This is a genomic window from Methylococcus capsulatus str. Texas = ATCC 19069 (genome assembly GCF_000424685.1).
GTDB lineage: Bacteria > Pseudomonadota > Gammaproteobacteria > Methylococcales > Methylococcaceae > Methylococcus > Methylococcus capsulatus.
Genome location: NZ_AUKJ01000017.1, coordinates 206,883 through 218,268, shown reverse-complemented (window position 1 = coordinate 218,268; position 11,386 = coordinate 206,883). Strand labels below are relative to the sequence as shown.

General features: G+C 64.9%; 9 protein-coding genes and 1 pseudogene. 1 reads left to right on the top strand and 9 read right to left on the bottom strand.

From position 1 onward, the window contains the following. Positions 1-33 precede the first annotated feature (33 nt). From H156_RS0105570 to H156_RS0105540, 7 genes are all read right to left on the bottom strand, one after another. Positions 34-2,124: a thioredoxin domain-containing protein gene (locus tag H156_RS0105570; protein ID WP_017366154.1), complete on the bottom strand. Its 2,091-nt coding sequence runs from the start codon at positions 2,122-2,124 to the stop codon at positions 34-36. Positions 2,125-2,349: 225 nt separating this feature from the next. Then, the gene (locus H156_RS17640) at positions 2,350-2,472 is read right to left on the bottom strand and encodes a hypothetical protein (RefSeq protein WP_274517084.1); all 123 of its coding nucleotides are present in this window, start codon (positions 2,470-2,472) and stop codon (positions 2,350-2,352) included. Between the two features lie 26 nt (positions 2,473-2,498). Further along, positions 2,499-2,717, bottom strand: coding sequence for a hypothetical protein (locus H156_RS0105560; protein ID WP_017366156.1), 219 nt, complete (start codon positions 2,715-2,717; stop codon positions 2,499-2,501). Between the two features lie 50 nt (positions 2,718-2,767). Next, a complete protein-coding gene (locus H156_RS0105555; protein WP_017366157.1) occupies positions 2,768-3,895 on the bottom strand; it encodes a sodium ion-translocating decarboxylase subunit beta in 1,128 nt (375 codons plus the stop codon). Positions 3,896-3,908: 13 nt separating this feature from the next. Next, positions 3,909-5,705: a sodium-extruding oxaloacetate decarboxylase subunit alpha gene (gene oadA / locus H156_RS0105550; protein ID WP_017366158.1), complete on the bottom strand. Its 1,797-nt coding sequence runs from the start codon at positions 5,703-5,705 to the stop codon at positions 3,909-3,911. Between the two features lie 23 nt (positions 5,706-5,728). After that, positions 5,729-5,986, bottom strand: coding sequence for an OadG family protein (locus tag H156_RS0105545; protein ID WP_017366159.1), 258 nt, complete (start codon positions 5,984-5,986; stop codon positions 5,729-5,731). Between the two features lie 122 nt (positions 5,987-6,108). Further along, positions 6,109-6,381 carry a hypothetical protein gene (locus H156_RS0105540; protein ID WP_428829181.1) on the bottom strand — a complete coding sequence of 91 codons (273 nt, stop codon included), beginning with the start codon at positions 6,379-6,381 and terminating at the stop codon, positions 6,109-6,111. Between the two features lie 288 nt (positions 6,382-6,669). On the opposite strand from H156_RS0105540, the gene ispG reads away from it, so the two are divergent. Then, positions 6,670-7,893, top strand: a complete 1,224-nt coding sequence (gene ispG, locus H156_RS0105535; protein ID WP_017366160.1) for a flavodoxin-dependent (E)-4-hydroxy-3-methylbut-2-enyl-diphosphate synthase — start codon at positions 6,670-6,672, stop codon at positions 7,891-7,893. A gap of 11 nt (positions 7,894-7,904) precedes the next feature. Here ispG and H156_RS16660 read toward each other — a convergent pair. Both H156_RS16660 and acnB read right to left on the bottom strand, forming a co-directional pair. Further along, a pseudogene (locus H156_RS16660) lies at positions 7,905-8,740 on the bottom strand (ferritin-like domain-containing protein). After that, entirely contained in the window at positions 8,737-11,313 is a 2,577-nt protein-coding gene (gene acnB / locus H156_RS0105510) for a bifunctional aconitate hydratase 2/2-methylisocitrate dehydratase (RefSeq protein ID WP_017366161.1), read from the bottom strand. Before acnB ends, H156_RS16660 begins: the two are co-directional and overlap by 4 nt. Between the last annotated feature and the right edge of the window lie 73 nt (positions 11,314-11,386).

Sequence of the window (11,386 nt, the reverse complement as noted above, 5' to 3'; positions counted from 1 at the left end):
TTCGGCAGTGCATGCCAAGGGCAGGACGGCGGGTCAGCCCGCCGAGAGGATCTCGTTCAACGTACCGAGCGAATCCGTCGGCGCCGCGCAGACTCGCCCGCGGCAGACATAGGCCACGGGCCCGCCCGGACCCGGCATCCGCGCCGCCAGCGCCGATGGCAACCCGACCGCATCGGAGGGGATGGCATAGACCAGCGCTTCGGGAGCGGCTTCCCGCGCCTTGGCGCACCATTGCTTCAGCGCTTCACGTCCGCCCCTCAGGATGACCAGCGGCGGCGGAGTGAGCCATTCCCGGACGGCGTTCATCAAGGCACAGTGGGCATGCGGATAACGGGCCATCGCGCCATGCGCCGCCCGCAGTCCCCGTTCGGCCGCATCGGCATACCTCGACTCGCCGGTCAGCCCGGCGAGCCGGATCAGCGCACGGATCGCGACGCCGTTGCCAGAAGGCATGGACTCATCCATCCAGGGTTTGGGCCGCTGGATGAGCGTTTCATGGTCGGCGGCAGTAAAGAAGAAGCCGCCGTGTTCGGCATCCTCGAAACGCTCCAACAAGCGGTCGGCCAGGCTGACCGCCCACTCCAGGTCGTCCGTGGACCAGCGCGTCTGCAAAATCTCCAGCGCTGCATCCAGCAAGAAGGCGTGGTCGTCGAGATAGGCGTCAAACCGCGCCCGCCCGTCCCTGTAAACCGACATGAGCCTGCCACCGGCGTCCATGGTCCGGCGCACGAAGCCGAGAGCCCGGTCCGCAGACTCCATGAAATCCGCCCGTCCCAGCAGGCGCCCGGCCACGGTCATGCCCCGGACCATGAGGCCGTTCCACGCGGCGATGACCTTGTCGTCCCTGCCCGGCCGGACCCGTTGCTCCCTCACCCGGCGAAGGCGAGTCCTGGCCGATTCGAGCAGCCGCATCACCTCATCGCCGCCCTTCCCGGTCGCTGCCGCGACGGCTTCCAGGGACCGGGCGACGCGGAGATGCCAATGGCCCTCGAAATTCGGCGGCCCATCCAGCCCGTAACGAAGGGAAAACACGAGGTACTCATCCGCAGACAGCAGCCCCTGGACTTCCTGGCGATCCCAAAGGTAGAACCGGCCCTCCCCGCCCTCCGAATCCGCATCGAGCGCCGCGTAGTACCCCCCCTCCGGAGACTGCATCTCCCGGATCACCCATTCGGCGGTTCCGGTCGCAACGACGGCATAGGCCGGATCGCCGGTCTGCGCCGCCATTCGGGCATACAGTTCGAGCAGGGGACCGTTGTCGTAGAGCATCTTCTCGAAATGGGGAATCTCCCAGCGTTCGTCGACCGAATAGCGGGCGAAGCCGCCGCCGAGGTGATCGTAGATGCCGCCCCGCGCCATTCCGTCGAGCGTCGTGCGAAGCATCTCGACACCCTCGCCATCCGAACGCAAAAGCAATTCGAGGTCTGCCGTGCGGGGGAACTTGGGCGCCCCGCCGAATCCGCCGTGGCTGGCATCGAAACTCGTCCGCAGTGCCTGCGTTGCACGCGCCAGCAGCCCCGCATCCGGCATCAGAGTACCATCGCCTTCACGACCCATGGCCTCCAGTGCCTCGCGCAACACCTGGCCGTTCCGGGCAAGATCGCCCCGGTGCTCGGCATAGAAGGCGGCCAGATGGTGCAGCACGGACACGAAGGCCGGCATGCCGTAGCGCGGTTCCTTGGGGAAATAGGTGCCGGTGAAGAACGGCACCAGATCGTGCGGATTCAGGCATACCGTCAGCGGCCAGCCCCCGCCCCGCCGTGAGAGCAGCTGGTGGACGGTCTGGTAGATACGGTCGAGATCGGGCCGCTCCTCCCGGTCCACCTTGATGTTGACGAACAGCCGGTTCATGACTTCCGCCGTCGCCTCGTCCTCGAACGATTCATGCGCCATGACGTGACACCAGTGGCAAGCGGAATAACCGATGGACAGCAGGATCGGCCGGTCGGAACGGCGGGCTTCTTCCAGCGCCTCCGGTCCCCACGGATACCAATCCACCGGATTGTGAGCATGCTGCAGCAGGTAGGGACTGGTCTCTCCTGCCAGGCGGTTGGAACGCTGGGGGTCGGGCATGCTGAGGTGGCCTCTTCGGCGGGGGAAGTCCCAGTGTATCAGTTCCTCCATATTCCTGAGTATCCTACTGGGATTCAAAGCTCTGTTTCCGGCCCTCGGCCCTGCGCCCGGGCGATCCGAGCCCCGACATCCGAAGATGCGCTTGCGGCAGGCTTCGGCCGGTTCGTCGCTTTTCGAAGCCGGACCGTCGATCCGGGTCACGCCGGCGGACTCCAGGTTGCCCTGGGGATTTCCCCTGCAATCCCCGCGGCGTGTCGTAAGCCGAGGGAGGCGAGTTCAACCAGCCCGGAACGCCCGTTCCCGCACCTGCTCCCAGCCCGGCAGAGATTCGCGCTTGAGCACGAAGTCACCGCCCGGCGCCACGGCGCCGCCATCCGGCGGATCCGTCCACGATCCCACCGGCGCGATGGGGCGGGATCGCCATTTCAGCAGCAAAAAAACACGGAGTGGTAGAAGCTCGCGTAACCGCCATCGAAAGTCGGCACGACGGCTTCATCCTGCAATCCCGCCTTCTTGCCCGCTTTCGCGTCCGGCAACTCCCGGATGCCGCCTCCATGGGTGCCGTCGTCCTTCAGCCAATGGAAACAGGCATCGAAATGGACCGGCGTGACGACGGTGGAACTATTCGAGAACCGAGGCGCCACGAACGGCGCGCTGCATCAACGGCTTCCCGAAAGAGCGCAATTCGCGAGGATCACTGAACCAGCGCCAGCAGCACGCCCGCCGCCACGGCGGAGCCGATCACGCCGGCCACGTTCGGACCCATGGCGTGCATCAGGAGGAAGTTGTGGGGATTGCTCTCCTGGCCCACCTTATTGGCCACCCGCGCCGACATCGGCACGGCGGAAACGCCTGCGGCGCCGATCAGGGGATTGATCTTGTGGAGAGTAAAGCGGTTCATCAGCTTCGCCATCAACACCCCGGAAGCCGTGCCGAAGCCGAAGGCAATCGCGCCGAGCACGAGAATCCCCAAGGTTTCCGGGCGGAGGAAGGCATTGGCACTCAGCTTGGAACCAACCGACAGCCCCAGGAAGATCGTAACGATGTTGATCAGTTCGTTCTGGGACGTTTTGCTCAGGCGTTCGACCACACCGCATTCGCGCATCAGGTTGCCCAGGCAGAACATGCCGATCAGAGGCGCGGCGGAGGGCAGCAGCAAAGCGGTCAGGATCAACAATACCACCGGGAAAATGATCTTCTCGGTTTTGCCCACCACGCGCAGCTGCGACATTTCGATCAGGCGCTCCTCCGGCGTGGTCAGGGCGCGCATGATGGGTGGCTGGATCAACGGCACGAGGGCCATGTAGGAATAGGCCGCGACGGCGATGGCGCCGAGCAGGTCCGGCGCGAGCCTGGAGGCGACGTAAATGGCAGTCGGGCCGTCGGCCCCGCCGATGATGGCTATGGCGGCCGCATCCCTGAAGCCGAACTGGAGGCCGGGCACCAGGTTCAGCGCCAGCGCACCGAACAATGTGCCGAAGATGCCGAACTGAGCGGCCGCTCCCAGCAGCAGGGTCTTGGGGTTGGCCAGCATGGGACCGAAGTCGGTCATGGCCCCCACTCCCATGAAGATCAGCAGCGGGAATATGCCGGACTTGATGCCGAAATACAGATACGAGAGCAGCCCGCCTTCTTCGGCGATGCCGGCCACCGGAATATTGCTGAGCACCGCGCCGAAGCCGATGGGGAGCAGCAGCAAAGGCTCGAAGCCTTTGCGGATGGCGAGATAGATGAGCAGGAACCCCACCGTCATCATGATGACCTGCCCCCACTGGAAATTGGACAGGCCGGTGCTGCTCCACAATTCGACGAATCCGCTCATGGATCGGCCCGCCTCAGCCCAGCGTGACCAGCACGTCGCCGGTATTGACGGTATCGCCCGGCTTGACGGCGATACCGACCACGATGCCGCCGCTGCGCGCCCTCACTTCGGTCTCCATTTTCATGGCCTCCATGACGACGACCACCTGGCCTTCGGCCACTTTTTGCCCTTCGGTGACGTTGATACGCAGCACGTGCCCCGCCACCGGCGCGCTGACCGACTCGCTGACGGCCCGCGCGGCGAGGATCTGCGCAGCTGCGGACGGCGACGCCGTACCGGAGGCCGAATGGATCGCCCCGATGGCGCCGCCCGGCGCCACCTCGACCTGATAACTGCGGCCGTTGACCGTGACGGTGTAGAGACGGGCGCCATCCGGCGCCACGGCCTCGCTGGTGACCTCGGCTGCCGGGACGGCGGGCTCGGCACCTGGCGGCGGCTCGAAAGCCGCCGGATTGTCCCGGTTCTGGAGGAACCGCCAGCCGACCTGGGGGAACAGCGCATAGGTCAGCACATCCTCGACCTGCGGGGAGGACAGCTTTACCCCATGCTCCTTGGCCAGGCGCTTCAATTCGTCCGTCAGCTTCTTCAGCTCGGGTGCCAGGAGATCGGCGGGACGGCAGGTGATCGGCTCGTCGCCTTTCAACACGCGGGACTGCAGCTCGGCATTGACCGGCGCCGGGGTGGCGCCGTACTCGCCCCGCAGGACACCCGCCGTCTCCTTGGTGATGGTCTTGTAACGTTCGCCGGCGAGCACGTTGAAGACCGCCTGGGTACCGACGATCTGCGAGGTCGGCGTGACCAGCGGGATGAAGCCCAGATCTTCGCGGACCCTGGGTATCTCCTGCATTACCTCGTCGAAACGGTCCAGCGCCCCCTGTTCCTTGAGCTGGCTCTCCATGTTGGTGAGCATGCCGCCCGGTACCTGGGCCACCAGAATGCGGCTGTCGACGCCTTTCAGGCTGCCCTCGAACCTGGCGTACTTTTTCCGTACCTCGCGGAAATAGGCCGCGATTTCCTCCAGCAGATGGATGTCCAGCCCAGTATCGCGTTCGTGTCCCTGGAAGATCGCCACGACCGCCTCGGTGGGACTGTGGCCGTAGGTCATGCTCATGGACGATATCGCCGTGTCGACGTTGTCGATACCGGCCTCGACCGCTTTCACGATGGCGGCCGTGCTCAGACCCGTGGTCGCATGGCATTGCATGTGGATCGGCACGCCAACCTCCTGCTTGAGGCGGCCGACCAGTTCCTCGGCGACATACGGTTTGAGCAGGCCTGCCATGTCCTTGATGCAGATCGAATGAGCGCCCATGTCCTCCAGACGCTTGGACAGATCGACCCACATATCGATCGTATGCACGGGGCTCACCGTATACGAAATGGCGCCCTGGGCATGTTTGCCCATGGCGATGGCCGCGCGGATGGCCTTTTCGAAGTTACGGAGGTCGTTGAGGGCGTCGAAGATGCGGAACACATCGACGCCATTTTCGGCCGAGCGTTCCACGAATTTCTCCACCACATCGTCCGCGTAGTGGCGATAGCCCAGCAGATTCTGCCCCCGCAGCAGCATCTGCAGCCGGGTGTTTGGCAAGGCCTTCTTCAGTGCTCTCAGGCGCACCCACGGATCTTCGCCCAGATAGCGGATGCATGCATCGAAGGTCGCGCCGCCCCATGCCTCCAGGGACCAGAATCCGACCTTGTCCAGCTTGGGACAAATCGGCAGCATGTCCTCGAGACGAAGCCGGGTGGCCAACAGGGACTGATGCGCATCGCGCAGGACCACGTCGGTGATGCCCAAAGGGGTTGCCATGCAAAAACTCCTCAGATTGTGCCTTACTTGTTCTGGTAACGGTGGACCGCCGCCGTGATCGCGGCGACGATCTCCGCTTCATCCTCCCCGCCGGTACTCCTGGCGACCACGGCACTCACGGGCTTGAGTGCGACCGGCTCCTCCGGCGAATACCGGCCGATCAGGCGCGAAGTCACGTGGATGACCCCTACCAGCAGCGCCAGAAACAGGAATACGATGGTCATACCTATGAACATGAGCCTGCCACCGGCCAGCAAGAGCTCTGGGATCGACGATTCCATGCGGGAAGTTTCAGGTTAGCGACAAAACGCCGGAATGATAAAGCGCTCCGGCAGGAAAGTCGATCTGTGCCGTCCGGCGGCCCCGCCCGGGGTGTGCATGCGGCGGCAGACGTCTTCGAGCGCTATCGGTTGAGCTGGAGCATGTTCTGCTCATCCCTGGAACGGCGATCCTCTTCGTGACGCTGCTGCGGCTCCTTCGGCTTGAGCGTCAGCTTGGCGATACCGGTCCAGCCGGCCATGAACAGCAGCATCGCGATCGCCGACACCACCATGGCCGCCGTCAGCCGATCCGGATTTTTCGCCCAGAACAGCACCCACTTGGGTTTGATCAAACCGACGATCACGCCGATCAGGAAAAGAGCCGCGGCGAACACCACCACAATTCTCAGAATCATCACCTTGGTCGCCAGGTCCATACGTTCGTCCTCGAAACGGGGAAAAGCGCGATTAAACCGGATTCGACGAATCCACGCCACTCGCCCACGGTGACGAGCCGGTCGGGCGCTCGGCCGTGAAACACGACACGCCCGCCTGCTTCGCCGCGCCGCACCGGCCATGGTCTTTTCGACACCCGCAGGCGACGACGAGCGGGGATTGACACCCGAGTATGGAACTAGGAAATTAGCCGTAAACGCGTCAACTGGTAGAATTGCCCGGTTGACTTCCCTTCTCGCAGGTAACGCATGATGAATCGCAAACAGACTGTCGGCGTGCGCGTCGGTTCGGTACAGATCGGGGGCGGCGCGCCCATCGTGGTCCAGTCCATGACCAACACCGACACCGCCGACGTGGCGGGAACCGTCCGCCAGGTCATCGACCTGGCCCGGGCCGGTTCGGAACTGGTGCGCATCACCGTCAACAATGAAGAAGCCGCGGAAGCCGTCCCGCGCATCCGGGAAGAACTCGACCGTCAGGGTTGCAACGTGCCGCTGGTGGGCGACTTCCACTTCAACGGCCACAAGCTGCTCGACAAATACCCCGCCTGCGCCGAGGCACTGGGCAAATTCCGCATCAATCCGGGCAACGTCGGCCGCGGCTCCAAGCGCGATCCGCAGTTCGCCCAGATGATCGAGTTCGCCTGCCGCTACGACAAGCCGGTCCGCATCGGCGTCAACTGGGGCAGCCTGGACCAGTCGGTACTGGCCCGTCTGCTCGATGAAAATGCCCGGCTGGCCGAGCCGCGCTCCCTGCCGGAAGTGATGCGCGAGGCCGTCATCACCTCGGCGCTGGAAAGCGCGGAGAAGGCCCAGGGACTGGGGCTGCCCAAGGATCGCATCGTGCTGTCGTGCAAGATGAGCGGGGTGCAGGAGCTGATTTCGGTCTACGAAGCCCTGTCCAGCCGCTGCGACTATGCCTTGCACCTGGGGTTGACCGAAGCCGGCATGGGTTCCAAGGGCATCGTCGCCTCCACCGCCGCGCTGTCCGTGCTGCTGCAGCAGGGTATCGGCGACACCATCCGCATTTCGCTGACCCCGGAGCCCGGCGCCGACCGCAGTCTAGAGGTCATCGTCGCCCAGGAAATCCTGCAGACCATGGGATTGCGCTCGTTCACCCCCATGGTCATCTCCTGCCCCGGCTGCGGCCGAACCACCAGCGACTATTTCCAGAAGCTGGCCCAGCAGATTCAGACGCACCTGCGCCACAAGATGCCGGAATGGCGCAGGCGCTACCGGGGTGTGGAAGACATGCATGTGGCCGTGATGGGCTGCGTGGTGAACGGCCCGGGCGAAAGCAAGAACGCCAACATCGGCATCAGCCTGCCGGGTACGGGCGAACAGCCGGTCGCTCCGGTGTTTGAGGACGGCGTGAAGACGGTGACGCTGAAGGGCGACCGCATCGCCGAGGAATTCCAGGAACTGGTCGAGCGCTATATCGAGACCCATTACGGCAGCCGGGCAGAGGCCTGAACGCCGGGCCATCAGCGGGGAGCGTCGGAAGACTCCAGCAGTTCGAGTTCCCTGTCACTGAAGCCGGCGCGCCGGCGCAGTTCGAGATTGAATGGCCCACGCGCCCGGCCGTGCAGGTGACGGTCCACCAGAGCGAAATACTCGACTTCCGGATCGACCCCGCACTGATCGCAGACCCACCGGAACCAGCGCGACCCCAGGGCCACGTGCCCGACCTCGTCATGCAGGATGCGTTCGAGCACTTCGACGCTGCGCGCATCCCTGCCCGCCGCAGCCGCTCGATCATGCCCGGGGTCACGTCCAGCCCCCGCGCCTCCATGAAGCGCGGCACCAGGGCCATACGGGCGGCGACGTCGTAAGCCGTTTCCTCCGCCATGCTCCACAACCCGCCGTGCACCGGGAGATCACCGTAATCGGCGCCGAGTTCGCGGAGCCGCTGCCGCACCAGGGTGAAGTGTTCCGCCTCCTCCGCCGCCACCCGCAGCCAATCAAGGTAATAATCTTGCGGCAGGCCGCGGAAGCGGTAGAGGTGGTCCCAGGCTAGCTGGATCGCGCTGAATTCGATGTGGGCCACAGCATGCAAAAGAGCCACCCGCCCGTCCACGGTATTGATGCCGCGACGCGGCAGTCCGCGCGGATCGACCCGCCGCGGGCGCTCGGGGAAACGGGCGAAGCCGATCGGCCGCGGCTCGCCTTCGATTCCGAAATCGAGCTCGCCGGCGAGGCAGGCCCGCCAGGCCTCGTGGGATACCGCCAGTTTGGTTTCGACCTCGGGCGAGCCGAGGCAATGTTCGGCATAAGCCTGGAGGTTCCCGGCCCCAGCCGGCCCGCTGCCGGCCTCCTTCATGCCATCTCCAGATCCTTCACCTTCGCCGCCCGCTCGGCATAGGCCGGTGTGCGGTCGAAGTTCAGGTAGCGGTAAGTGTCAGCCGCTTTCTCCTCGATCTTGCCGGCATAGGCCATGTACTCCTCCACGCTGGGAATCCGGCCCAGGATGGAGCAGACCGCCGCCAGCTCGGCCGAGGCCAGGAACACCCGGGCGCCGGCTCCGAGACGGTTGGGGAAATTGCGGGTGGAGGTCGACACCACCGTGGCATTGTCGGCCACCCGCGCCTGGTTGCCCATGCACAAGGAACAGCCGGGCATCTCGGTGCGGGCGCCGGCCTTGCCATAGGTGGCGTAGTAGCCTTCCTCGGTGAGCTGGGCCTGATCCATGCGGGTGGGCGGGGCGATCCACAACCGGGTCGGCGTGGGCTTGCCGAAGGCTTCCAGCAACCTCCCGGCGGCGCGGAAATGGCCGATGTTGGTCATGCAGGAGCCGAGGAATACCTCGTCGATGTGAGTCCCGGCGACCTGCGACAGCGGCTTGACGTCGTCCGGATCGTTCGGACAGCACAACAGCGGTTCGGTAATCTGGTCGAGGTCGATCTCGATCACTTCGGCGTACTCGGCGTCCGGGTCCGCTTCCAGCAGTTGCGGATCGGCCAGCCAGGCTTCCATTGCCGCTATGCGCCGCCGCAGGGTGCGCGCGTCGCCATAGCCCTCGGCGATCATCCAGCGCAGCAGGGTGATGTTGGAATGGAGGTATTCCTCGATGGGCGCGCGGTCAAGCTTGATGGTGCAGGCCGCGGCCGAACGTTCGGCGGAGGCATCCGCCAACTCGAAGGCCTGTTCGACTTTGAGATCCGGCAGTCCCTCGATCTCCAGGATGCGGCCGGAGAAGACATTCTTCTTGCCCTGCTTCTCGACCGTCAACAGCCCCCGCTGCAGCGCGACGTAGGGAATCGCATGCACCAGATCGCGTAAAGTGATTCCCGGCTGCATCTCGCCCTTGAAGCGCACCAGCACCGATTCCGGCATGTCCAGCGGCATCACGCCGGTGGCGGCGGCGAAGGCCACCAGACCCGAGCCCGCGGGAAAGGAAATGCCGATCGGGAAGCGGGTGTGGGAATCACCGCCGGTGCCGACCGTATCCGGCAGCAGCATGCGGTTGAGCCAGGAATGGATGATGCCATCACCCGGCCGCAGCGACACACCGCCGCGGTTCATGATGAAATCCGGCAGGGTGTGGTGGGTCTCGACGTCGACCGGCTTGGGATAGGCCGCGGTGTGGCAGAACGACTGCAGCACCAGGTCGGCCGAAAAGCCGAGGCAGGCCAGATCCTTCAGCTCGTCCCGCGTCATCGGGCCGGTCGTGTCCTGCGACCCCACCGTGGTCATCGCCGGCTCGCAGTAGGTGCCGGGCCGGATTCCAGCCACCCCGCAGGCCTTGCCCACGATCTTCTGCGCCAGGGTGTAGCCTTTTCCGGTCTCGATCGGCGCCCTGGGACGGCGGAAGACCTCGGAAGGCGGCAGCCCCAGCACCTTGCGCGCCCGGTCGGTCAGACCGCGGCCGATGATCAGGTTGATGCGCCCACCGGCCCGCACCTCATCCAGCAGGATCTCGGTCTTGAGCGTGAACCGGCACAGTTCGACCCCGCTCTCGTGGTTCCGCAACACCCCTTCGTAGGGATGGATGTCGATCACATCGCCCGTCTGCATGGCGGTGACGTCGCATTCGATCGGCAGGGCTCCCGAGTCTTCCAGGGTGTTGAAGAAGATCGGCGCGATCTTGCCGCCGATACAGACCCCGCCCTGACGCTTGTTGGGAACGTGGGGAATGTCCTCGCCGATATACCAGAGTAAGGAGTTGGTGGCGGACTTGCGCGACGAGCCGGTGCCGACCACGTCGCCCACATAGGCCACCGGGAAACCCTTGGTTTTGAGTTCGGCGATCTGCGCTTCGGCATCGTGAATCCCCTCGCGCGGCACCTTCAGCATGGATTTGGCATGCAGCGGGATGTCCGGCCGTGACCAGGCGTCCTGGGCCGGCGAGAGGTCGTCGGTATTGGTCTCGCCGGGCACCTTGAACACGGTCACGGTCAACTTTCCGGGCACTTCCGGACGGGAGGTGAACCACTCGGCGTCCGCCCAGGCGCGCAATACGGCCTGGGCATGAACGTTGCCCGCTTCCGCCTTGACCTGTACGTCGTGGAAGGCGTCGAACATGAGCAGCGTACGGGACAGGCCGTGCGCCGCAACCGGGGCCAGCTCGGAATGATCCAGCAGCTCGATCAGCGGCGCGACATTGTAACCGCCCAGCATGGTGCCGAGCAGTTCGGTGGCCCGTCGGGGCGATACGATCGGGGAAACCGCCTCCCCCCGGGCGACGGCCGCAAGAAAACCCGCCTTCACGTAAGCCGCTTCGTCCACGCCGGCCGGCACGCGGTTGCTCAGGAGATCGAGCAGAAACGCTTCTTCGCCGGCGGGCGGCGACTTCAGCAATTCCACCAGGGCGGCGGTCTGTTCGGCAGTCAGCGGCTTGGGCACGAGGCCTTGGGCGGCACGTTCGGCTACGTGCTCTCGGTATTGGGTCAACATGTTCGAACCTTAAGAGATTGTGATAGAAAACGAGCCCGCCCTTCCCGCGGCCTGCCACGGGGAGAATACGAGT